Source organism: Streptomyces colwelliae (assembly GCF_048158785.1).
Lineage (GTDB): Bacteria > Actinomycetota > Actinomycetes > Streptomycetales > Streptomycetaceae > Streptomyces.
Genome location: NZ_JBLTJC010000095.1, coordinates 1 through 24222, shown reverse-complemented (window position 1 = coordinate 24222; position 24222 = coordinate 1). Strand labels below are relative to the sequence as shown.

Sequence of the window (24222 nt, the reverse complement as noted above, 5' to 3'; positions counted from 1 at the left end):
CCGGCGAGAAGGGCGGCCGGGTGCGCGCCTGGGCCCGTGCCGCGCCGGACGGCGAACTCCTCGGCCTGTACCTAGGAGAGACAGGCAATTCCGGCAACACCACCGAGCCCCACCTCCGAAAGGGTGATCCGTCCTTTTCCGTGACCACAGGCGTTCTTGACAGCGTCCGTACTGTTTCGCGACGTTTGAGCCCTGCCGAACTGTTCGTGTCTCGTCGTACCTTGGGATACGTAGGCAGGACGCGGACGACGCGTCGTGGGGGAAAGTGGGGGGACGGTCGCCCATGCGATCCAACAGCAAGGCGGACATCACGATCCACAGACCGGAGGAGCTCACCACCACGCTCCGCCAGGCCTGGCACAAGGCGATGGACGAGTCGCCGGACTACGCGAACCCTTTTCTGGCACCGGAGTTCGCGGACGGCGTCGGCCGCCACCGCGGCGGGGCGCAGGTGGCGGTTCTGCACGAGAGCGGAGAGCCGGTCGGCTTCCTCCCGTACGAGCGCAACCCCGTCGGCGTCGGCCGGGCCATCGGCCTCGGCCTCTCCGACTGCCAGGCCCTGGTGCACCGGCCCGGTGTCACCTGGGACGCCCAGCAACTCCTGCGGGCCTGCGGCCTGTCGGTCTTCGAGTTCGACCATCTCGTCGAGGAACAACAGCCGTTCGGCCGCTACGTCACCGGCACCTTCGCGTCCCCGGTGATCGACCTGAAGGACGGCGACGGCGAGGTCCCCTACCCGGAGTGGCTGCGCGGCGCGTACCCGGGCATCGCCAAGACGACCCTGAAGAAGGAACGCAGGCTGGGCCGCGACCTCGGCGAGATGCGCTTCGTCTACGACGAACGCGACCCCAAGGTGCTGCGCACGCTGATGCGTTGGAAGTCGGCGCAGTACCGCAGGACCGGCCGCATGGACCGTTTCGCCCGCCCGTGGATCGTCGACCTGGTGGACCATCTCTTCCGCGTCCGCGAGGAACACTTCACCGGCATTCTGTCGGTCCTCTACGCCGGTGACCGCCCCGTGGCGGCCCACTTCGGCCCGACGTCCCGCACGCTGTTCGCGGCCTGGTTCACGGCGTACGACCCCGAACTCCGGTACTACTCACCGGGGTTGATCATGCACCTCCGGATGGCCGAGGAGGCCGGCCGGCACGGCGTACGCCTCATGGACCTGGGACGCGGCGACAAGGAGTGGAAGGACTGGCTCAAGACCCGCGAACTGCGCGTCGGCGAGGGCTTCGCCACCCGCCCCCACCCGGTGGCGGCGGCCCACCGCCTGTGGCGCCGCCCGGTCCGCGGCCTGCGCAACACGGTCCTGGCCCACCAGTCCCTGCGCGACCCGGCGGACCGTCTCCTCAAGACGGTGGGCACGCTGCGTACGACGGGCAAGGTGCCGCCGAAGAAGTAGAAGTAGAAGTAGAAGTAGAAGAAGCAGACGGCGCGGCACCATCGACTCGGGATGCGCGATCCGGGATTCGTGACTCGGGATGCACGACTCGGGACTCGGGGCCCTGGACCGAGAGGTCAAGGGCCCCGTTCGCGCGCTCCGGGCCGGTCGGGTCGTCGTAGGAGATCGCCCCCCGTCACCTGTACGACAGGCGGTCGTGGTAGACAACGCCGATGACGGTCAGGGCTGTTGGGCCCGGCCCGCGGGCGACCGCGCGACAACAGGAAGGGGAAACCGTGCTTCTGAAGACCTTCCGCTGGTCGTTCGCGGTCACCGCGCTCGGCCTGGCCCTGGGAGTCTGGTACGGCGGCTGGACGGCGTTCGGCGTCATCGCGATCCTGGCCGTCCTGGAGATCTCGCTGTCGTTCGACAACGCGGTGGTCAACGCCGGGATCCTGAAGAGGATGTCGGCCTTCTGGCAGAAGATCTTCCTCACGGTCGGCGTCCTGATCGCGGTCTTCGGCATGCGCCTCGCCTTCCCGGTCGTCATCGTCGCGGTGACGGCGAAGAAGAACCCGATCGACGCGGTGGACCTCGCGCTGACCGACAAGGACCGCTACCAGCAACTGGTCACCGACGCCCACCCGTCGATCGCGGCCTTCGGCGGCATGTTCCTGCTGATGATCTTCCTGGACTTCATCTTCGAGGACCGCGACATCAAGTGGCTGGGCTGGCTGGAACGCCCCCTGGCGAAGCTCGGCAAGGTCGACATGCTGTCGGTCTGCATCGCCCTGATCGTCCTGCTGATCACCTCGTTCACCTTCGCGGCCCACGCCCACCAGCACGGCGGCGCCCACGCGGACAAGGCTCAGACGGTCCTCGTTTCCGGCATCGCCGGCCTGATCACCTACATGATCGTCGGCGGCCTCTCCGGCTTCTTCGAGAACCGTCTGGAGGCGGAGGAGGAGCGGGAGCGGGAGAGCGACCGCTCGGCGGTGGTCCTGGCGGGCCAGGCGGCGTTCTTCATGTTCCTGTACCTCGAAGTCCTGGACGCGTCCTTCTCCTTCGACGGCGTGATCGGCGCGTTCGCCATCACCAACGACATCGTGCTGATGGCCCTGGGCCTCGGCATCGGCGCGATGTACGTCCGCTCCCTGACGGTGTACCTGGTTCGCCAGGGCACGCTGGACGACTACGTCTACCTGGAGCACGGCGCGCACTACGCGATCGGCGCCCTGGCCGTGATCCTCATGGTCACCATCCAGTACCAGATCAACGAGGTCATCACCGGTCTGGTCGGCGTGATCCTGATCGGCTGGTCCTTCTGGTCGTCGGTGCGACGGAACCGGGCGTTGGCGGAGGAGGAGGGGGCGGCGGAGCCTGTGGATACGGCGAAGGTTCCCTAGCCAGGTAGCCAGGTAGCTAGCTAGCCAACTAGCCAGCGGCGCTCACGGGATGTCGGGGACGTAGGTCTACTGGCCGCTGGCCCGGTCACACCCGCTGTACATAGGCGGCCCGCCACTCCGGTGACGGGGCCGACCCGAGTTCCGTCCAGTACTCCCGGCCGGTGACGATCCTCCCGTCCCGGACCGTCCAGAATGAGACCGCGCGGTGGACACCCATCGTGTCGTGGGGGACTTCCACCTCGGAGACCACGACCTCGCCGTCCGCGACGATCCGCAGAACCCTGATCGCCCACCCTTCCGGATACTCCGCGTTGATGCTCACGAAGTTCCTGCGGCCCTCGATCCGCTCGCCGCTGACCGGCCACTCCACCACCAGGTCCTCGGCCAACAGCTCGCCGAGCCCCCTCCAGTCCCGGGCCTGCATGCGATCCCACAACGTCTGAACGACCTCCGCCGGTTCCATGGACGCATCCTGACAGGGACCACTGACACACCCCGGCCCGTGCGGTGGGAACAGACACGGCCGCGATCATGGCAAAAGGCCAGTCCGAGAGGATCAAGCCTCTGAAGACCCGTTGTTGGGGCGTGCCCGGCAGGTCGATGCTCAGCATCGGGATCTGCATCAGCGTCCGGTGTCGGCTGAGTCGCTGCGGAAGGAACTGCGGATCGGCGCGGACCGGTCGAGGCAGTTGGTGGCTTTGGTGCGGGCGAGCCGTAATGGCGGCGTCCGAGAGTGAGTGTCGACGCTTCAGGACTGCCTCGACAACCTCCGATCGCACCCGTTTGGAGCGGTTTTCTCGCAGAGTCGGCAGCCAGGAGTTGCAGTAGCCCAAAAGGCGATGGCGGGTTCCGGTTGGTGCTGGGTGAAGGACGACGGGTCTCGCTGACACAACAACGCCTCGCACTCGCCGGCTGCTCCGCAGCTGTGCCCAGGGCGGCCCGGGGTAATGGGTTTCGGGGGCGCGGCTGTGGCGCTGGTCCTCCGGAGGACCAGCGCCACAACCAGTGTGTGCCTACGCCCAGTTCTGGCGCTGGAGCCACAGGTCCTTGGCGGTGCCCGAGCCCTGGGTGAACACGTAGAGCAGGCCCTCGCTGTTGGCGATGACCGGGCTGACGTGGACGGTGCCGATGACTCCGGCCAGTGACTGGAAGGTGCCGTAGGCGCTGTCGTTCTCCTGGTTCTCCACGTCCACCCACAGCGCGTTGTCGTTGCCCTTGACCAGTACGTTGACGCGTCCGTCCTGGCCGAGCGCGGCGGTCGGGCGGTCGATGATGCCGCTGTTGATCTTGACCGAGGGTTTGAAGTTCTCGTAGTCGTCGGTCTGCCCGACCCACCAGGCGGCCTGGTCGCTGCCCCGGTAGAAGATCTGCACGCGTCCGGCGGCGTCCAGCAGAGCCGTGGGCTTGCTGGTCACCCCGGCGGTGTTGGACTGCCATGCCTCCCACGAGTCGGCGGAGTCGGGGGCCTGCTGCTGGATGGTGTACAGGGTGTCGCTCCCGCCCTTGACGGCCACCACCACGCGCCCGGTCGCGTCCAGGACCGGTGACGGGGAGGCGTAGATGCCGCCGCCCAGCGAGGTGGGCTTGCCGTACGTCTCGTACTTGAGGTCCTGGTTGCGGACGTACCACAGGGCCCCGTCGCTGCCCTGGAAGAACACCTGGATGCGGCCGTCCGCGTTGAGCACGGAGACCGGGTCGCCGCCGACGGAGGTCACGATGCTCTGCGGCGCGGCGAAGCCGCCGTTGACGGCGTTCTGGGTGATGACCTCGATGGCGTTGCCAGGAGTGCGGTAGAACACCCGGATCTTGCCGTCCTTGCCGCGGATGGCGTGCGGGGTGCCCGCGATCAGCGATCCCTGGTGCTGGGTCCACGCCGCCCACGCGCGGTTGCGCTGTTCCCAGCGGCTCCACAGGGTGTCGCTGCCGCCCCGCACGAAGACCTGCACCCGGTTGTCCGCGTTGAGGACCGGCGCCGGTTCGGCGTAGATGTCGCCTTCCAGGTTGATCCAGGTTCCCCAGTTCGTGCCGGGTGTGGTCGAGACTGCCATGTGCTTCTCCTCAGGTTCCCGCAACCGCGCTGTTGCGGTGCGTAGTTGATCCGTTACGGAGGATGACCGCTGGTGGTCCGGGGGGAACCTCGCGAGGGCGTATTCGACTGGATATCAACAGGGCGGCCGGGGATGCTCCCTTGACGCATGAGGCATGTGCCTCCGGCGCGTTCGGACCCTGTGGAGCTGCCCCGGAGGGCCGTGCGGGTCGTGATGAAACCGCAGGTCGATGGGGATCTCCAGGGAGGATGCCAATGCTCCCGCCGGGTTCGGGGAGTGCGGGGGGTGTGTTTCCGCTGGGCGCTCCGGGGCGTGGCAGGTGATCGACTCGGCGGTGATCTCACACGTTCGGGTGGTACGGCTCCGGACCGGTGTGAGTGGCCCCGGCAGGCATCGGTACCTCCTGAACACGCGCCGCCGTCCGTCCGCCCCGCCCCGGCTGTGGGGCGGCGCCGGACTTCGCGGTGTGCCGCGACCGCAGGGCCACGTCGTCGCGCGCATCGCGGCGTTCGGGAGGCCGGCTTGTCCGCCGGCCTCCCCGCCGTGCGCACCTTGGGGCGCCTCTCGTTCCTGTGGCCGTAGACAGCGTGCGGTGTCGGAGATCCCGGCGCGACCGAGGGCGGTGCCACGCATCACTCCGGCTCCGCCAGGACTCTCCGGTATCGGCGCACCGGCCCGGAGTGTGACAACCGGCAGGACACGGCTGGGCCGCCCCCGCGTACCCGACCTCTTGGCGTCACCCCTGTTCAGGCCGTCTTCCACCCTCCGGCCCCGGCGGCTACCGTCAACCCGGCTTCCGGAACGGACCGGAAGGACCGGAATGGAAGGGATGCCGCCGATGCCCGCTTGGCCCGCCCACACCGATGACTTACGCGACTGGTTCTCGCGCTGTGGATACGTGAGACTGCCCGGATTCCTCGCCGGGCAGGACCTGTCGGAGCTCAGGGCAGAGCTGCGGCGGCTCGAAAAGATCGCGAAACGGCGGGACTTCGCGATGGCCTGCATGGACGGCTCCCCGCGGCGCATGACCACGCTCGGCGGACAGGCCATCGCCGCCGAGTCCGCCCTGATTCCCCGGCTGGCAGCGGACCGGACGCTGCTCGCCCTGCTGCGTCACGTCTCAGGTCTGGAGGCCGTGCCCGCCCCCGTCCTCACCGAACGCTTCGTACTCAACATCCTGCACCAGGAGAGCGACACCCACGGAGCACACGTGGACGACTACCCGCTCGCCCTGGTCCTGTTCACCGAGGCCCCCGCAACACCCGCCGACGGAGGGCTGCTGGAGTACGTCCCCCGCGCCGCCGGCCTCCACCAGCTGGACACCCCCCTCGCACGCAGGGCCCATCACCGGCCCGGCGACGCCTACCTGCTGCGCAGCGACACCACAGCGCACCGCGTCACCCCACTGCGGCAACCCGGCGTCCGACGCGTCGTCCTCAACCTCGCCTACACCACACCCGGCCTGCGCACCGCCACCACCCCCTCGGCGGCTCTGCTCTACGACTGACAGACCGCGAGGACGACTCGGACGGGCGTTCACGCGGTTCAGGGCACCAGGTTTCGACAGCTGCTCCCGGCAGGCCTCCGACGGTCTTCGAGGGAGACCAGCACGATGACCGCCCTCGCCGATCGCCGGCACACCAGGGGGCCGCGTCGGCGGCAGCCATGTGCCTCTGGCGTGCCGGCTCCGAGCCGGCTCTTACGCCGACTGGTTGACGATCACGTCGAAACCCTCCAGCGTGCCGATGGGCTGACCCGTCCTCCAACTGTCCGGGGCCGCTCGTGCGGCAGCCCACCTCGTTCTCAAAGATCAGGCCGAACCCGGCGCTGGGCGAGTGGGGCATAGCCGCATTCACCTGATCGGGGACCATGAGGACGCGCGGGGCGATCAAGGGATTTTGCACAGCGGCTTTGTCCCGTGCTATGTCCCGATGGTCACGACGTCCTCCGGTGCGGGGGCCTGCGGCATGGCCACGATCTCGGCGAGGGCGGGACGGCGGACCCGTTCGAGGGCAGTGAGGCGGTGGCCGCGGCGGCCGCGTTTGAGTTCGTCCATGAACGACTCCCGGATCCCGGTGCTGCCGATCCTGCTGCTCATGACGGGGGTGTCGGGCATTCCGTCCTCGTCGCGGGAGCGCCGCAGGTCGAAGACGAACCTTCTGCCGAAGTTCAGATGGGCGGAGGCCAGCCTGGTGGACTCTGCCAGCAGCAGGTAGCAGGCGGCCAGTTCGGGATGTTTGGCCGCGATGCGCAACAGCTCCGCCGCGGGCGCCCGGTCGAGGTCGGCCGGGGTGATGCCGACGCGTTCCAGGAGCTGGTCGGGGATGGGGGTGCGGCCCATGAGGCGGGTCAGCAGTTCCTGGCCGTCGGTGACGAGGGCAGGGTAGAGGCGGCGTACGTAGGAGGGGTAGTCGGGGACGTCGATGCCCAGCAGGAAGTCGCGGGCGATGAACTCGACGTCGGCGGCTCCGCTGGGCGGGAAGTCACCCGGTTCCCAGTGGTTGGTGTACTGACGCCAGGTGTCGGTGAAGAACTCCGGAGTCACCCGGCGCTCGACGGGAAGCCGGGTGAACTCCGCGAACAGCCGGTGCACCACGTTGAGCAGTCCGGCCGCGGCCGTCATCCGCTCCACCGCCTCCTCGGTGGCCGTCTCCTGGGTGGTGAGCGGTTCGAGGAGTTCGTTGGCGGCCCTCTCGACGGCCTCGGCCTTCTTGACGAACAACAGCAGTTCGACCTCCCGCCGGTCGCCCGTGTGGGCGCGGACCCTTCCGTCGCCGAAGGCCCCGCGAGCCGTCCACGCCTGGCCGGCCCAGTGCACGTGGACGGCCGGCGGGTTCCAGTGGAAGTACGACACATAGGTGTCCAGGTCCGGATGCCCGGCCCCGGTACGCTCGGCCACCCGGCCGAGATAGCCGCGGAACGAATCGTCCCGGATCCCGAGCTGCGCGAACAGCGTGCTGGTGTCGGTGGCGGGCACCCGACGGTGCTGGACATAGTGCCGCACGCAGGCCGACCCCCACATGCCCAGCAGTGTCGTGATCCGCTCGGCCTCCCGCGGGCCGTAGGAGGCGGGATCCACGGCCAGGTGCGGGAACGCCTCCTCCCTGATGGCCTTCACGAGCGACTCCGGTGGAGCCTGGCCGGCGAGGATCGCCCGGTTCAACTCGGGCAGACGTCCCAGAGTCCATGTGTTGACCCGACAATCCGCCATGGGCGCCCACTCTCGAAAGACCGGCGGCGCCGACCGCACCGCACACCCTCAACGAGATGCCCTGACGGCTCGTCACCACGTACGCCCTGACGGTCATCAGGTTTCGAGCAAGGTGGCGCCATGCATGGAAACTGGGGCGGGTGAGGCGAGCACGGTGGCGGCGGCGATAGCGTCGAGGGCGTCTGTGTGCCCGTGGAGTCCGGCTGAGGCGCACGAAGCCGCTGCGGTGCGCCCCACCTGCGGCAATGCCCCTTGTGGGCATGTCGCAGATGAGAGGTGATCGTCCGAGACGCCTGACTCGCTGTGCACCAGAGGTAGTCCCGCAGGTAGGACCGATGGCGGCCCTGACCTGCGGGAATACGGAATGTGATCTGGTGCCCCCGGCAGGATTCGAACCTGCGACACCCGCTTTAGGAGAGCGGTGCTCTATCCCCTGAGCTACGAAGGCGCGCGAAGGCGGGGTTGTGAAACCTTGCACGCGACAGGGTACCGGATCGGTTCCCAGGCGGGCGCTGGTGTCTGGCGGACGGGACGCCGGAGCGGCGACGACCGAGTGATCGGTTCCCGTGTCCAGGAGGCCGGTACGAGTGCTCCGTAGGGAACCTTCCAGTCGATTCGGGCGCTTTCCGGAACGGGACGGGAACGGGGCGGACTGTCGCTGACACACCTCGATCGATTCATGTCTGTTTCTGAGAATACGTCCGATGCCGTTACGTCCAACCGCGTAGCGAGAACGGGCGGGAGTGACCATGTATGGGGTAGTGCGTGACGCGGGTGGTGAATTCGGTGGCCGCAGGGTTTTCAATGGAACACCGGTGGGCTCGGTTCTGCCTGGAGTTTTGAAGTGACGGGGGGATTGCTGTGGCGGTGGCCGGTGTCCATGTGCGGACCGATATCAATGTTGTTGCCCGCGCGAACGTCTATTCCGCGAATGAGATCGTGCGCATTTTCTACGAGGTGGTGAGCGACGTAGGGCTGAACGTCACCGACCTCGCGGAGACCCAGCCCGTCATCGAGAAGGGACCGGGTCGGACCGGGTCGGCCGTCCTGCTTTCGGTCCCGGTGAGTCGGAGGACCGGTCGTAGTGCGGAATCGGAGTAGCTTTTTCTCGGGGCTCATGTGACGGCCGTCGCTGTTCCCGCTTATTTCGTTGTCCTGTCGGATTTTCGGTAATCGGCCGGTAATCGGTCGGTAATCCGCCGGTGGTCTGCCGGGGATTTTTCGTGATCGAGTGGAGGGTGGATCGGTGATTTCCTGTTCTTGGCCACAGTGAAATCGGGGAAGATCGGGGAAGGGGGAAAACGTGGCCAGGAATGCGCGGGACGGATTCGGCGTCGATCGGCTGGTCGCACTCCTGCTCATCGAGCAGCGAGGTGTCGATCCCGCCGCGACGTGGGCCGGGCACGGGGGCAGTGACGGCGAGGACCGAGGGCATTTCGACATCTGGCTCCCGGCGGCCGCCGCGCTCGCCGCCGGGGAGCCGAAGAGGGCCCTGACGATCCTGGACGGCGGGCTGTCGCCCACCCTGCCCGCACCGCCCGCGCTCACTCGCGCGATACGCGCTGCCGCGCTCGCCATGGACACCGATTGGCAGCCCGGCGGGTACCTCGCACCCTTGCGCGGCGAGACCGGGACCGCGGCTGTGGGATCCGGGCCGGTCGACGCCGGTGAGCGGCTGCGGCTGTGCGCGCACCTCGCCGGACGGTTCGTTCCCGTGCTCCTCTCCGCGCGGCTGACGCTGGGGTACGCGACGACCGCCGAGGCCGCGCGTGAGCGCGCGGTCCGCTACGGGGCGCGCGCCGAGGCCGCGGAGTGGGACGTCTCGGAGGGCATCGACGAGCCGCTGAAGTGGTTCGACGCCCTGTACGAGCCGATCGCCGAGGCCGGTCACGAGGAGGCCGCGGCCTGTCATCTCCTGCTCGCGGCGGATCTGCGCGTGCGGGCGGGCGACCGACGGGCGGCAGCCCCGCTGCTGCGCGCCGGACTCCGGCACGCCTCCCGGCACCCCGCCCCGACCGGTCTGGCCGAACTGCTGAGGGGCGACTGGGAACTCGGCCCGCCGGGCACGGCGGAACACTGCGTCGTCCCACCGGGCACGCCGGGCACGCCGAGCACGTCGGGTCCTGCCCGGGCCGCCGAACGGTACGAACTGGCCGAAGCCGCCTACCGTGCGGCGGGCTCGCAGCGCGGACGAGCCGCGGCGCTGCTGCGTCTCGCGCACGTCCACCGGCTCCACGGCGAGACGGAGGCATGCCGGGCGACCGTGGCGGCGGCCCTCACCGCGGCGGTCGCGGCCGGCGACGGGGCCTGCGCCGCTCTGCTCCGCGTCCATCAGGTTCTGGACCTGATAGCCACCGACGCAGATACAGACGCAGACGCAGACGCAAACGCAGATACAGACATCGGCACCGCGTCCGGGACCGAGGCCGAGGTCGCCGCGACCGTGGTGGGCTGGGCCGGAACGGTCGGCAGCGCGTCGTGGGCGCGGGGACTGGCCCGGCTCGTCCAGGACCGGGCGGAGTCCTGGAGCGCGCAGGGGTATGTCGTACGCAGCGGTCGTGCCATGTCGCTGGCCCGGCTGCTCACCCCGGACCGGGACGGCGGCACCGCGGGCACGGGCACCCTGCCGACGGCGGGCACCTATGTGGAGGTACGGCACCGGTTGGCCGCGGTCGTCGCCTGCGACCTGGAGCAGCGCGACCATCTGGAACGGATCCGGCACCGTACCGACCGGGGCGAGTCGCCCGACCTCACGCACTGCCTCGGTGTCGTCCAGGGCGCGCAGGTCTTCCACAGCCAGGCCTCCGCCCTGCTGGATCCCGATCTGATGGCCGCCGCGCGCTCACGCATCGAACGAGCACTCGGCGTTGGTGGCCTCCGGGTGGCGGGCAGCGATCCTCTGGCGGACGGGCCGTTGGCGGAGGTCTTCGACGGCCTTCGCTCCGATCTGCTGGCCTGTCCGGCGCAGGAGGCCCTGTTCCGGTCCCGGCGGTCCCGTTGGGCGGGGCTGGAGGAGGAGGCGGATCAGCTCGCCGACGAAGCGGTCGGCAGGGCCGGGCAGATCCCGTACGAGGCCTTCCGCGGCCTCGTGCGGTGCGCCGCCCTCGCCGATCTGGGCCGGTGGAACGCGGCCCGCGCCGAGGCCGCGGAGATCGAGCCGCGGCTCTCCGCCGTCCAGGCGGCCGGCCTCTGGATACGGCTGGGCCGGCCCGGGCGGGCACGCGGACATGTTCCGCTCATCGGCGTCGTCGGCCCCGACGAGGACCACTCCTGGGAACTCGCCGCCCTCCGCGCAGACTTGGCTCTGGCCGAGGGCGCCTACGGCGACGCCGCCGACCAGGCGCTGCGTGGGCTCGCCGGGTACGAGGAACACCGTCTCAGGCTGGCCCGGGACACGCTGCGCGCCTCCTTCGCCGACGACCCGGTGCCGGCCGGGCTCCACCACGCGGCCGTCCTCTCCCTGCTGCGGTCCGGGCGTCGTGAGGCTGCGGCCGCGGCCTTCGCGCAGGCCGAGCGGGTCCGGGCGGGGTTCCTCAGCGCCGTCCGCGCCCTCGATGCCGCGGGAGCGGGCCGGGAGGACCGTACGGCTGTCAGGAACTGGCTTGCGGCCGAGGTCCGTTGGGCGGCGGAGTTCGAGGAGCACGTGGGTGTCGTCCGCCGTGAGGCGGCCGGTCCGCGTGACGGCCGGGCGGCGGGGGCCGGAGCGTGGCTGCCCGGCGGCGCGGATCCGGCCGTGACCGAGCGGCAGGCGCGTATCGACGCGGCGGAGCAGGCGCTGGGCGCCGCCGAGACGGTCGTACGGCGGCGGGTTCCGGCAGCGCTCACCGCGGTCGGCGACGATGTGGTGCCGGACGCGGCGGCCGTTGCCGAGGCGCTGCCCCCGGACACCGTGCTGCTCTCCTACCACCTCTTCGACGACTCGCTGGTCGGCTGGGCCATGACGCGGGAGAAACTGCTGGTCGAGCGGGTGACGAGTCCGGTCGACCACAGGAAGCTCGCCCACCACGTGGTGGCGACCGCCCGCCGGTTCCGCGACTGGTGCGCCGCGGCCCCCGGCAGCGGCCCGGCGGAGACCGACGGGCGCGAGCTCGCCGCATGGTTGCTACGGCCCTTCGCGGCGCCGCTCCAGGAGTGCCGGCGGGTGATCGTGGTGCCGCCCGCGACGCTCGCCCTGCTGCCCTTCCACACGCTGCCCTGGAGCGGCGACGTCCTCGGCGCCACCCACGAGGTGTCGTACCTGCCCGCCGCGGCCGGGATCACGAGGCGCCGCTCGTGGCGACCGGACCGGCCGTGGACCGAACTCGGGGCCCTCCTGGTGGGTGCCCCCGCGAGCGATCCGCGCCGCGGACTGCCGGAGCTTCCGGGCACCGCCGTCGAGGTCGCCGAGATCGCCCGGCTGGTGCCCCGCGGCCGGCTGCTGACGGGTGCCGGCGCGACCCGCGGCGCGGTGGTGGAGGCGGCGCCCGGTCGCGACGTGCTGCACCTCGCCGCTCATGGCCTGGTGGACGAACTCGCCCCCAACCGGAGCCGGTTGCCGCTGGCCGGTGACGACTCCCTCGGCCTCGCCGACCTGCTGTCCGTCGCCCACGGTCCACAGTTGCTCGTGCTCTCCGCCTGCGACACCGGGCGCGGCAGGGCCACCGCCGGCGGCGACGTCCTGGGGCTGACCCGGGCCGCCCTGATCACCGGTGCCCGGCACGCGGTGGTCTCGCTCTGGCCGGTGCACGACCGCGTCGGCTGCCTGGTGATCACCAGGATGTACCGGCATCTCGTCCACGACCCGGCCGCCGGCGTCGGCGGCGCGCTGGCCCTGGCCCAGCGCGAGGTGCGCGCCCTGTCCGGCGCGGCGCGGGAGGAGGAGTTCCGCCTGCTCGCCGACCGGGCCGGTGTCGACCCCGGCCCGCGCGCCCGTGCCCGCTCATGGGCTCCGGGCGAGTACTCCGGGCAGTTCCGGGACAGCGAACCTGTGCGGCACCCGGCCGTGACCGAGCGGCACCCGTTCCCCTGGGCGCCCTTCATCCATGTGGGGGTGTGAGATGACCTTGAGAGCCGTACTGATCGGCGCCCAGACCTACGGTCTGACCGGCGTGCACGCCGACGTCGGGCTGATGAGCCGTGTCCTCGCGGACCGCGGGTTCACCGACGTGGACGTCCGTGTCGAGGAGGAGGCCCGGTACGCGGGCATCACCGAGGGCCTGGCCCGGCTGCGGGCTGCCGTCCGGCCGGGTGACGGGGTGGTCGTCTACTACTCGGGGCACGGCAGCCTGTCGGACGGACTGCAGTGCCTGGTGCCCGTCGACATGGAGGAGAGCACGCCCACCGACTTCCGCGGCTACCTCGCGGAAGAACTCACCGCCGCCGTGCGCGCGCTCACCGCGGTCACGCCCAACGTCACCTGCGTCCTCGACTCCTGTCACTCGGGCGGAGCGGTACGGGAGGCGGCGTACGCGTCGGGCCGGTGGGCGCTGAAGTCCGTATCGCTGCCCCGGGTCCCCCCGGACGCGGGGCACGCCCGCGCGGCACTCCTGGCCGGCCACGACGACCCGCTGGTGCCGAACGTCGTACGACTGACGGCGTGCGATCAGTACGGCTCGGCGTACGAGACCGAACTCCGCCCAGGGGCCGGCCGGCAGGGGGTGTTCACCGCGGCCCTCGCCGACCTGCTCGACGCCACCGCGAGCCGTCCTGTCCCGTGGTCGACGCTGGTTGCCCGGGCCCGCGACCGGATCAAACAGCGGCAGCGGCCCCTTCAGTGGCCCGACGCGGGCGGGCCCTCGGGGCGGCTGCCGTTCTCCCTGGAGGAGCCCGCCGAGCCGGAACGGCTGCCCCTGCTGCGGCGGGAGGGCCGGTTCCGGGTCCCGGGCGGGGCCCTGTTCGGGCTCGGCCCCGAGGACGAGGTCAGCATGGTGTTCCCCGACGACACCCAGGGGAGCGCGGCCAGGGAGACTTCGGTGCCGGCGACCGTGGAGGAGATGCGGGCGGGTGACGCGCTGCTGCGGGTGACACTCGCAGCGGTTCCGCGGCCGCGTGCGGAGGAGTTGGCGAGCGCGGTGGTGCCGCCCGGCTCGTACGCGCTCGCCGTACGGGTGCACGACCGCCGGCAGGTGCTGATCGACGCCGCCGGCCCGCTCGCCGACGCACTGCGCAAGGAACTCGTCCGCTCGCCACGCCTGGCGGAGACCCGGGAGGCGGACGAGGCCTTCACCGTCGTACGCCTCCGCGACGGCCGGCCCGAGGTCCTGGACCGCGCGGGGCTGCCCATGCGCGGACCGGCCGATCCGGCGTACTCCGACGCCTCCACGCTGATGGCGCTCCTGGACGAGCTGGCCAGGGGCGAACGCGTGCGGTGGCTGCGCGACCCCCAGGACTCCAGCCGCCTCGACGCCCGCCCGGACGTCGTGTTCGAGGCCAGGCCGTCCACGGGGAACGGTGGCTGGCACGCCGTCGAGTCCACGGGCGAGCGCTGGTACGACGGTGACGTCTACCGGGTCACGGTGGACAACCGCTCCGACAGGGCGCTGTTCTTCTGGGTGATCGGGGTCGGACTGAGCGGCCGCACGGCGCTGGTGACCAACGACCAGCCCAGCGGCTACCGGGTGGAGCCCCACACCCACCGTGCGACCGCCCCCGTCCAGGTGTACTGGCCCTCGGACGTGCCCGAGCTGGGCCCCCGTCCCGAGACGGTCCACCTGATCGTCGGCGACCGCCGGATGGACCTCAGCGGCCTCGCCTCGCGCGAGGCCCGCGAACGGTCCGCGCGCACGGCAGGACCCGCCCTGGGCGCACTGCTCCGGGAGGTCTGGGACGGAGTGCGGGACCAGCGGATGGACGCCGGCGAGGAGTTCCACTACCGCGTCTGGACCGTGCACGCCGACACCCTGCCCCGGACCGGGCAGGCCGGCACATGACCCCGTGTCCCGCGACGGGCCGTGCCCCCTGGTCCCCGGCCGGTGGGACGGCCGTCCCGATGCCCCAACTTGCGGGAAAAGCAAGGGGTGTTCACCGCTCGGCGCATACGATGCCGTACGCCGCCAATGCCGGAGAACGCCTGGTTGTGCAGGGGGACGCCGTGATGTCGCGGACGGGTACGGAAGGCCGCGGAGCTGTCGCCCGGTGGCCGCACGGCACGTTCCTGGCCGGCCTGGCCGGTTCCCCGGAGGTCGCCAAGGCCCTATCGGCAAAGGAGCCGACATGAGTGACACGGCGTCGGCGGACGCGCTGGCCACGGTCATCGCACGCACCACGCAGGCCATCGAGATGGCCGGCACGGACGACCGCGTGCCCTGGCTCTTCGCGCGCTGCTGGATGCGGGCCAGCCGCTTCGAGGAGTTCGGCAGGAACCCGGTGGACATCGACGGCGCCCTCGACGACTTCGACGGCCTGCCGGCGGACTGGCCCGGCCGGGCCAAACTGGCGTCCGTGCTGGCGACCGCCCTGGTCCGGTCGGGGACGCTCATCGGATCCGTACGCATGCCCCGCGCGATGGTTCTCGTGGACATCGCCGACACGGACCCGTCCCCGCTGCCGGACTGGAAGGCGACGTCCGCCGCGCTGCGGGCGATGGACCTGCTCGTGGCCTGGCAGGAGAACCGGCCGGGATACAGTCCGCGCGCCGCGCTCCAGGAGGTGGAACGGTACGCGCGGATCGTCGACGGCACCCAGCCCCAGGCCACCATGGTCGACTCGGCGCGAAGGGGGCTCCAGCACCTGGTCACCCAGGACGACGCGAACGTGTCGGGAGCCCAGCGCCTGGCCGAAGACGTCCGCGGCTTCGCGGACGGCCTGGACCCGCAGTCGCCGCTGCTCGACCGCGGCACGGTGATGGCGCTGTTGCAGGAGGCGAACGCCAAGGCCATGCGCGGCGACAGCGTGGGCGCCATGGCGAAGCTGGAGGAACTGCGCGAGCTCTCGCTCCGGCTGCCCGTGGGCGATCCGCTGCGGGCGGGGGTCGACGAGGCGTGGAAGCAGCTCGTCCCGTTCCTGGAGATGCTCCAGCCCGGCAGTACGGCGAGCGGCGCGGACGCGCGCCGCGCACAGCAGTACGTGAACCCGGCCAGTGACGACCACCTGCGCATGTTCGAGGAGATGGCCGCCCAGCCCGGGATCGCGGACAACGAACGCGCCCTCAGGCTGTCCCAGCTCGGCGCCGCCGAACTGGCCACGGACACCCCGCAGTCGGTGGACAGCGCGGTGAAGCACCTCACCGAGGCGCTGTCCGTCGCCTCCGAACACGACCCGCGACGCACGTACTACCTGATGTTCGCCGGGGTCGCGCATCTGCGCCGGGTCGAGATGACGGGTGACCGGCGCGCCCTCAGGACCGGCACGGACCTGCTCGAACAGGCCTGGCGGCAGGCCGAGTCCAGCACCCACGCACTGTGGACCACGACCGCCATGCCGCTGGCCCACGCCTACCGGCTCGCCGGCCGCAACGAGCTGGGCCGGTCGACGGCACTGAGCGGACTGCGCGGGCACGCCTGGAGCGTGCTGCTCCAGTCGACACCCGACGAGATGCAGGCCACCGCGCGCGACGCGGCCGGCGACGCCCTGGACACGGCGCGGCTGTGCCTGATGGACCACGACCCGGAAGGCGCCGCCAACGCCCTGGACGCGGGCCGCGGACTGATCCTGTACGCCACGACCGAGACCCGTGACATCGAGGCACGGCTCACCGCCGGCGGCGAGGCGGCACTGGCCCGGGAATGGGCACAGGCGCAGCAGGGCCACGCGCCGGACGACGTTCCGGGCGAGCTGCGGCGCCGGGTCGTCGGGGCGCTGGCGGGTGTCGCGCTGATGGCCGACGGCTCGCCGGCGACCGGTCCGGCCCGGGGCACGACACGGCTCCTCGACCCGCCCCAGCCGCACGAGACGAGGGCGGCCCTGCGCGCGCTCGGCGCGGACGCGCTGGTCTACCTGGTGCCGGGCGACGAGCTCAACGGCGCCGCCGTGGTGATCCCGGCCGACGCGCCCGCGAGCTGGTTCCCGCTGCCGAAGCTGAACGACACCGGGATCGCGGCGTTCGAGGACTTCCTCTTCGACGCGGCCCAGGGCATGGAGGGCGGCGACGGACGCACCCGTGACAGTGCCCTGCTGGGCGCGCGGACCAGGGCCCCGCAGGCGCTCGACGAGATCTGCGAGTGGGCGTGGGAAGCCGCGATCGGGCCGCTCGTCGAGCGCCACCTGAACCTGCCCGCGGACCGCCCGGCACGGCTGGTGCTGATCCCCGTACGGGAACTGACCCGGGTGCCGTGGCACGCGGCGCGCACCCGGCAGGCGGACGGGACCTGGCGGTACGCGATGGAGCGGGTCGTCTTCTCCTACGCGCCGTCCGCCCGGCTGCTGTGCGAGTCGGCCTGGCACCACCCGGTGCCCCTCACCGGAGCGGGACTGGTGGTCGGCGACCCCGACCCCGCCGGAAAGGCGAGGGACCTGCCCGCCGCCCGCCTGGAGGCGCTGGCGATCAAGGACTGCTTCTATCCGGACGCGCGCTACGTCGGCAGGCTGCCCGAGGGAGAACCGGGCCCGGAAGGCTCGGGCACCCGTGACGAGGTGCTGCGCTGGCTCGCGGATCCCGACGGCGGCCCCGTGATGCACCTGGCCTGCCACGGGATCGTCGAGCAGACCACGTCGGCACGGGACAGCTCCTATCTGCTGCTCGACCGCGGCGAACACCTCGCGGCCGAGGAGCTGGTGCGGACCCTGGGCGCCGGCCCCGACCGCGGCATCGCGCTCGCCGTCCTGGCCGCGTGCAGCACCGGCCGCTCCGGGCGCGGCTACGACGAGGCGTTCAGCCTGAGCACCACCCTGCTGGCCGGCCGGGTCAGGTCGGTGGTGAGCGCGACCTGGAGCGTGCCGGACGAGGCGACCTCGGTGCTGATGTTCATGTTCCACCACTTCCTCAAGGAGGAGGGCCTGGCACCCGCGGACGCCCTGCGCACCGCCCAGTTGTGCATGGTCGGCCGCCGGGAACCGCCGGAGGCCATGCCCGGAAGGATGCGCGCCCGGCTCCGCGGCCACGATCGGTCGGACATCGCGTCCTGGGCGGCCTTCGTGCACACCGGGCGGTGAACTCGCCGGTCAGCCGGTCAGCCGGTCAGCCGGGCTGGTCGGCGGAGGCCGTGCCGTCGTAGCGGCCGGACCCGAGGCACCAGTCGACCAGCGGGAGGACGCTCTCGTGCACCCGCCCGTCCTCGGTCGTGACCGCCGCCGTGAAGAAGAAGCGCACCTCCTGGAACTCGTTCTCCATGGCGCGGGCCAGATTGCCCAGGCCCAGCACGTCGACGAGCCAGGCCCGGGTGGACTCGCTGTCGTGCGGCCGGTGTTCGCCCAGCAGCGCCGGCTGGCGCAGCAGCACGTCGTACTTGCTGACGGCCACCGCGAGCCGGGACCGGTTGAGGGCGCCGTTCATGCGCTTCATCGTCTGCGCGCTCTGGTTGAAGACGAGTTCCGGATCGACCGGGGAGGCCAGCGAGCGGTCCATGTCGGCCTGTTGCCCGGGGAGCAGGCCCTTCCAGAACGCGGCCACCGACAGCGGGTCGAGCACGAAGACGAAGGTGCGCGCGGTCCGCGCGTACCGCAGGGCGTCGGTGTCCTCCAGGTTGGTGAAGCGCTCGCCGGCGGTGTCGAAGATGTGCACGAGCCTGCGGGCCCGCCCCTTGCCCAGCAGCAGCGAGTGCGCGCGCGGCAGTGCCCGCTGGGTCCCGAGCGTGTTCCCCCGGATACTCAGCACCTCCTGAAGCACCTCGTACTTGGCCGCGGTGTCCCGGTCGGCGAACCGGGCCGGGGGACCACCCCGGCCGGCCGCGTCGAACAGCGTCATCAGCGTCGCGGCCATCAACTGCGTCTTGCCTGCGGCGGTTCCGCCCACGATCGGCAGCACCGTCTCCGGGAACAGACCGGTGCTGTCGCTCAGCGCGCCCTCGCAGTACGGGCAGACTCCCTGGAGGCGGTGGCTGCCGGTCATGATCAGCGTCGGCAGCTTGCGGCGGCAGGCACAGCGGCGCTTGAGGACGCCGTAGCGGCCGGGGCGGATGTCCCTGTGCCGGCGCCGGCAGCCGTCGCCCGGGCACTCGTACTCCGGGTACTCCACCAGCTCGTAGCACTGGGGGCAGACCATGCCGTGGTGCAGGCCCTTGGCCCGCAGCACCGCCCGGTCCACGGCGCGCAGCGTGCCGGCCGTGACCCGGACCACGCCCTGCGCGACGAACACCAGGACCGTGTGCAGCAGGACCAGGAGACCGAGGAGGACCGCGGCCGTCGCGACGCCGAGCACCAGGCCCACGTACAGGGTGAGGCCGAAGGGCACGGCGGCCAGTCGGCTGACGCTGGGCTGCCCGAAGAACCGGACCGTCGTCGAGGTGAACGCGTCCGACACGGTTCGGCGGAAGCGGCCCACGGTCAGCAGGCACGCGGTGCGCAGATCGCGGGTGGCGGGGCCGTGGAAGTACTGCCGGTAGGCGGGTTCCGGCTCGTTCTCCGGGCGGTACGGCGGCAGGTTCTGGACCTGGTACTCCGGCGTACGCCGATGCACCACGCCCACCAGGACCTGGCCGTGGAGCCACAGCAGCTGCCCGGTCAGCCCGAGGGCACGGCCGACCGCGATGAGCGGGGCCACCACCAGGTAGAGGGCGATCGCGGCCGCGTACAGGACGCTCAGCAGCGCGTACACGATGAGTTCGGTCACCGCTTCACCCCTCGGATCCGGGGCGCGGGTCCTTGGGCTTCCCGCGTTTCGGCGCACGGGTTTTGGGTGCCCGCTTGTCTGCGCGCTTCGATTTCTTGTACCAGGGGGTGCGTCTCTGCTCGGCCCGCCGGGCCATCCGCTCGGCGAGGCCCGTGTCGAGCGGCCGGACATCGGCGACGAAGACGTCCAGATCGGTGGGCGGCCATTCGCGTTCGACGGTGTCCAGCACCCGGTCCAGCAGCTCCTTCTGGGAGGTGGACACCGACCGCTGGGCCGTGACCACCGCCAGGATGTTCCGCAGCGACTGGGAGGTCGGCGTCGCCGCCGCGCGGCACACCAGGTCCAGATAACCGAGCGCGGTCCGCTCGCCCATCGCGAGAAGGACGCGGGCGATCTCCTGCGGGGTCCCCGGACATTCCAGGAGGGCCCGGGGGAGCCGTTGGCGGCGCAGCGCGGCGACCGGCTGCCACAGCGCCGGCCACCGGGTCTCGGCGACCTGCAACAGCCCGGACGCGCGGGGGCGGGAGAGCAACTCCGCGATCCGCACGGCGTTCTCGACGCACCCGCGGGTGTCCCGGGGCAGCCACGCGATGCGGTTGGGCGACGTCATGAGGCCGCACAACTCGAGGCAGAGGACCAGCTCGTCGCTGTCGTGGATGTCCCGTGCGAACACCGTCTCCAGCCACTTGGCAGCGCTCTCGTCCACCTGGACGGACAACGGCAGCAGCGGTACGACCTCGAGGGCCTCCTCGTGCGTCCAGCGTCCCGACGGCCACAGCTTCCGCAGCAACTCCCCGTCCAGGACGCAGGGTTCACGCATCAGCAGCACCCGCACCAGGCTCTCCGCGGTGCGTGCCGGTTCCCGCTCGGCGCGGGCGATCAGATGGTGCTCACGCAGCACGGGATGGTGTTCCAGATCGCTCTCCCGCAACAGCTCACCGGGCAGTCCCCGCAGCAGTTCGGGGAAGTGGTGCGGTTGTTCAGCCAGTTGACCGCTGAGGGCGAGCACCATGCCCTCGCGGAACTCGGGCCAGTCCGTGGCCACCCGGGTCAGCTGTGCCCGGAGGCGTTCGTCGACGCGCGCGGTCACGGTGCGGCCCAGGAGCGCCCGGGTGATCTCGGCGCTCGTGTGCACGAGGGTGTCGTGGTCCGGGTCCAGGCGGGCCGCGGACGCCCACAGCAGCAGACGTACGGCCTGCCGGTCGTCGCAGTCCCGCAGCAGATCCCCGAAACGGGCGGTGGCCTGTCTGCGGAGCACCGGGTCCCGGATCGGCACCGGTTCCGCGGCCGCGGGATCGTCCGCCATGTGCCGCCGCATCTCGGTCTCCAGCAGTTCGCCCTGGATCTGCTCGACGAGTTCCGTGTCGCGCGTGGTCCGGGCGATCCGGCTGAGCACGGTCAACTGGTCGGCGGAGAGCCGCCGTTGCCGGTAGAGGTCCCTGGTGACGGCGGCCAGCACGTCCGGCGGCAGGTGGTCGCAGACGTCGAGCCAGCCGACGAGTGCGGCCACCTCCTCGTCGTCGAGGGAGGTGCCGCCGGACACCGTCGCCGCCACCGCCGGGGCGTACCAGTCCAGCGGGTCCCGCTCCCGGCCGCTGACGTAGTCGTCCGTCCACGACCAGAAGGTCTGGGCGGTGGGCACGCCGACCCGCCCGAGCAGCCTGGCCAGTGGATGTTCCGGCAGTTCGGGCGAGCGGCCCGAGACCAGGTCGAAGACGTGGAAGGCGTCCTGGATGTCCGGGCCGAGACCCACGGGGATCTCGGGCACCGTGCCCACCAGCCGCAGTCTGCTGCGTTCGGGACGGCTCAGGTAGGTGGCGAAGGACAGGGTCCGGGCGACCGGCGGCGGCAGCAGGTAGCAGACGGCGGCGAACCAGTGGGCGACCGCCGTGGACGAGGTGTCGATCACCAGGACGGTGCGGTCCTCCGCGAGCGCCGCGAGCACCGCCGACACCAGCTGCGGCAACCGGTCCCCGTACGGATGGCCGCGCAGGAAGCGGTCCACGCCCGCCGGGGACAGCGGCCCGGGGCGCGGCGGTCCCGGCAGCTCGGGCAGCCGGGTGTCCGCCACCGGGTGGCTCGCCCACTCGGGAGAGCTCCACAGCTCGATGGGCAGCGGCGTGCCTCCCGCGCCGGTGAGGTCCAGCCGGCCCAGGGCGTGGGCGAAGTAGTTGCCGAAGCGCTGGGAGGGGTCCCGGCCGACGTACCGGACGCAGGCCGCCACGGGTGTCTCTCCCGGGGCGCCCGGCACGAAGCACAGGTTCACCGGGCAGCGTTCCAGATCGGCGGGGTCGTCCGAGTAGACGAGGGACTGCGGCGGCTCGTACGCGACCAGGGCCTCCACCTCGCGCAGGGTCTCCGCGGACACCCCGTCGCTCACCGCGTTGAACTGGTAGCCCGCGTATCCGGTCAGGCCCCGCTCGCACGAGGTGTAGTACATCTGCTGGAGGCCCATCTCACCCCCTGCCCTGTTTCGGTACGGACCCGAACTCGCTGAGCAGCCACAGCAGCGGGTCGGTGACCCGGTACGGCTGGATGCCGGTCGCGGCCACCTTGAGGTCCGGTGTGGGGGTACGGCCGAGCGCGGAGACACCGAAGTAGCGGTAGCGCGTGTAGTTGGTCTCCAGCGTCTGGTCCAGGGACACACCGTCCCACTGCTTGAGCAGGTCACGGACCTCCTCGTGGGCGCTGAGACTGTCCGCGACGTCGAACCTGCCGTGCTGCGGCGGATGGACCCGCAGCGGGCTCCCGGTGTCCAGCTTGTGCCAGAAGGCGTCCATCTTGGAGAACACCACCGCGACCGGGGTCCTGACCCGGGCGGCGCGCCGGCCCGACGACCGGGCCAGCAGCATGCTCGTGATCCGGCTCAGTACCTGCTGGGGGGTGTTGCTGTCCGGCTTCGGCATGACGGTCCCCGGCAGCGCCAGCTCCCGCGCGCCCCGCATCTGAAGGGGGTCGAGGACGACGATGATGCCGTCCGCGTTGGACAGGTAGCGGGTGTTGAGTTCGACGCTCTCGCGCGAGTTGAAGTCCTCGCCCGCGGTGTCGAAGAAGGACAGCACGGTGGGCTGGGCGCGGGCGCCGAGCAGCCCGTCCTGGATCCGTCCGAACCGGAACACCAGCGGATCCACCCGGTTGTCCTTGGCGCTCGCGGACTGCGTGCCGAGGACCATCTGCCGTTGTTCGTAGAGCTTGTCCTCGTAGTCGCTGCCGAAGCGGGTCATCGTCGACTCGTCCGAACCCATCAGGGAGACCCGGAAGTTCTCGCCGACGCGGTTCATCAGCTCGTGGAGCAGCACCGTCATCAGGACGGTCTTGCCGGAGTTGCGGGCCCCGACCATCGCTATGAGGCGGTTGTCCACCATGCCGAACTGCACCGGGAGCAGGCTGTGGCACACCGGGCAGACCCGGTACGTCGTCTCCCCGCCGCACTGGGGGCAGTCGACGTGGGACTTGCGGCCGTCGGCGGTGAACACGGGACCGGCCTCCCCGCGGTCGCCGAGCCGGTCGACGCGGACCTGGTCGCGTTCCGCCTTGCAGCGCCGGCCGCTGCGGCTCAGCCGTGTGTTGCAGCGGAACCGGATCTCCCGTGCGGCGAAGGTCTCGTAGCAGTAGGGGCAGGCGAACATCCTGGCCATTCACGTCACCTTCAGTCGGTGCAGCGCCGCGGGGCGCAGGTCGATGTCCTCGCCGGGCGGCTGAGCCGGGAAGCAGACCAGCCAGGCGTCGCGGCGGTCCGACCGGCCGGCGGGGAACGGGAACTCGACGACGAGGGGGGTGTGCGCCTCTATCCGCTGGGGCGGTATCTCGTGCACCACCGTGCCGTCGGCCGGGTACCGCGGCCGGTACCGGCCACGGCCCAACACCACGTGGAGGGCGGGCAGTTGACAGTTCGTCTCGCTGGTGAACGACACCTTGGCGACCTTGCCGGACAGCCGCCGCCGGACGGTGGGCTCGTAGCGGACCACCGGAAGCGCGGAGGGCACCGTGAGGGACGACGGGGGCTCCCAGCCGTCCGCTCCGCCCGGGACCATGGCCTCCACCGTGACGGTCACGGCGCCGCGGCCCACCACCAGGTCGAGGCCGCCGTCGTGCTCGTAGACCCGCCGGGAACAGCTGACGTCGCCGTCCCTGACCCGGCCGTCGGGCAGGTCGGCATCCTCCAGCCGCCAGCGCACCCGTGCCATGAGGCTGCCCGGCGGCCACTCCCAGAGCAGGAGCAGGTGGTCGTCGCGCCGGACCGCCTGGAGTCCGGCCACCGGCACCCCCACGAGGTCACCGCCCGAGGACGCGGTACGCCGTTCCCCCTGCGCGGCGGCAGGAGGGCCGGGCTCGGGCGGGGCCGGCACCGACGTCCCGTCGTCCGCCGCCGGCGGCGGCCTCCCCGGTGTCGTGCAGCGCGGCGGACGGGCCGAGCAGCGGGACCAGCGCGGCGAGCACCACCAGGGCCAGGACGGCGACGGCCCGACGCGTACCGGAGCGCCGCCCGG

The 24222-nt window shown here is 71.4% G+C and carries 13 protein-coding genes, 1 tRNA gene and 1 pseudogene; 6 read left to right on the top strand and 9 right to left on the bottom strand.

Annotated elements, in window-relative coordinates; all coding sequences use genetic code 11:
* Nucleotides 1–283 precede the first annotated feature (283 nt).
* Both ACNFOC_RS21095 and ACNFOC_RS21090 read left to right on the top strand, forming a co-directional pair.
* Entirely contained in the window at nt 284–1405 is a 1122-nt protein-coding gene (locus tag ACNFOC_RS21095) for a GNAT family N-acetyltransferase (RefSeq protein ID WP_416960645.1), read from the top strand.
* A 275-nt stretch (nt 1406–1680) separates the two neighbouring features.
* Nucleotides 1681–2790 carry a DUF475 domain-containing protein gene (locus tag ACNFOC_RS21090; protein ID WP_416960644.1) on the top strand — a complete coding sequence of 370 codons (1110 nt, stop codon included), beginning with the start codon at nt 1681–1683 and terminating at the stop codon, nt 2788–2790.
* An 85-nt stretch (nt 2791–2875) separates the two neighbouring features.
* Here the strand turns inward: ACNFOC_RS21090 and ACNFOC_RS21085 are convergent, their stop codons facing one another.
* Nucleotides 2876–3253, bottom strand: a complete 378-nt coding sequence (locus ACNFOC_RS21085) for a nuclear transport factor 2 family protein (protein WP_416960643.1) — start codon at nt 3251–3253, stop codon at nt 2876–2878.
* 550 nt (nt 3254–3803) lie between these two features.
* A complete protein-coding gene (locus ACNFOC_RS21080) occupies nt 3804–4838 on the bottom strand; it encodes a DUF8189 domain-containing protein (RefSeq protein ID WP_416960642.1) in 1035 nt (344 codons plus the stop codon).
* Between the two features lie 820 nt (nt 4839–5658).
* Here ACNFOC_RS21080 and ACNFOC_RS21075 point away from each other — a divergent pair.
* A complete protein-coding gene (locus ACNFOC_RS21075; protein ID WP_521985192.1) occupies nt 5659–6345 on the top strand; it encodes a HalD/BesD family halogenase in 687 nt (228 codons plus the stop codon).
* 414 nt (nt 6346–6759) lie between these two features.
* On the opposite strand, the gene ACNFOC_RS21070 is transcribed toward ACNFOC_RS21075, so the two are convergent.
* Complete coding sequence (locus ACNFOC_RS21070; RefSeq protein ID WP_416960640.1) at nt 6760–7956, bottom strand: hypothetical protein; 1197 nt, start codon at nt 7954–7956, stop codon at nt 6760–6762.
* 465 nt (nt 7957–8421) lie between these two features.
* Nucleotides 8422–8497, bottom strand: a tRNA-Arg gene (locus ACNFOC_RS21065).
* 855 nt (nt 8498–9352) lie between these two features.
* Here ACNFOC_RS21065 and ACNFOC_RS21060 point away from each other — a divergent pair.
* The 3 genes from ACNFOC_RS21060 (at nt 9353) to ACNFOC_RS21050 (ending at nt 18117) form a co-directional block, all read left to right on the top strand.
* Nucleotides 9353–13084 carry a CHAT domain-containing protein gene (locus ACNFOC_RS21060; protein WP_416960639.1) on the top strand — a complete coding sequence of 1244 codons (3732 nt, stop codon included), beginning with the start codon at nt 9353–9355 and terminating at the stop codon, nt 13082–13084.
* Nucleotide 13085: 1 nt separating this feature from the next.
* The gene (locus ACNFOC_RS21055; protein ID WP_416960638.1) at nt 13086–14957 is read left to right on the top strand and encodes a caspase family protein; all 1872 of its coding nucleotides are present in this window, start codon (nt 13086–13088) and stop codon (nt 14955–14957) included.
* A gap of 283 nt (nt 14958–15240) precedes the next feature.
* Complete coding sequence (locus tag ACNFOC_RS21050) at nt 15241–18117, top strand: CHAT domain-containing protein (protein ID WP_416960637.1); 2877 nt, start codon at nt 15241–15243, stop codon at nt 18115–18117.
* A gap of 25 nt (nt 18118–18142) precedes the next feature.
* On the opposite strand, the gene ACNFOC_RS21045 is transcribed toward ACNFOC_RS21050, so the two are convergent.
* The 5 genes and pseudogenes from ACNFOC_RS21045 to ACNFOC_RS21025 all read right to left on the bottom strand — a co-directional run.
* Nucleotides 18143–19732 (bottom strand): TRAFAC clade GTPase domain-containing protein, encoded by a 1590-nt coding sequence (locus ACNFOC_RS21045; RefSeq protein WP_416960636.1) that lies wholly within the window; start codon nt 19730–19732, stop codon nt 18143–18145.
* A 4-nt stretch (nt 19733–19736) separates the two neighbouring features.
* Nucleotides 19737–22187, bottom strand: coding sequence for a GTPase-associated protein 1-related protein (locus tag ACNFOC_RS21040; protein ID WP_416960635.1), 2451 nt, complete (start codon nt 22185–22187; stop codon nt 19737–19739).
* Nucleotide 22188: 1 nt separating this feature from the next.
* Nucleotides 22189–23370 (bottom strand): TRAFAC clade GTPase domain-containing protein, encoded by a 1182-nt coding sequence (locus tag ACNFOC_RS21035; protein WP_416960634.1) that lies wholly within the window; start codon nt 23368–23370, stop codon nt 22189–22191.
* Entirely contained in the window at nt 23371–23991 is a 621-nt protein-coding gene (locus ACNFOC_RS21030; protein ID WP_416960633.1) for a hypothetical protein, read from the bottom strand.
* Nucleotides 23992–24007: 16 nt separating this feature from the next.
* Nucleotides 24008–24222, bottom strand: a pseudogene (locus tag ACNFOC_RS21025) (hypothetical protein); the annotation flags it as partial.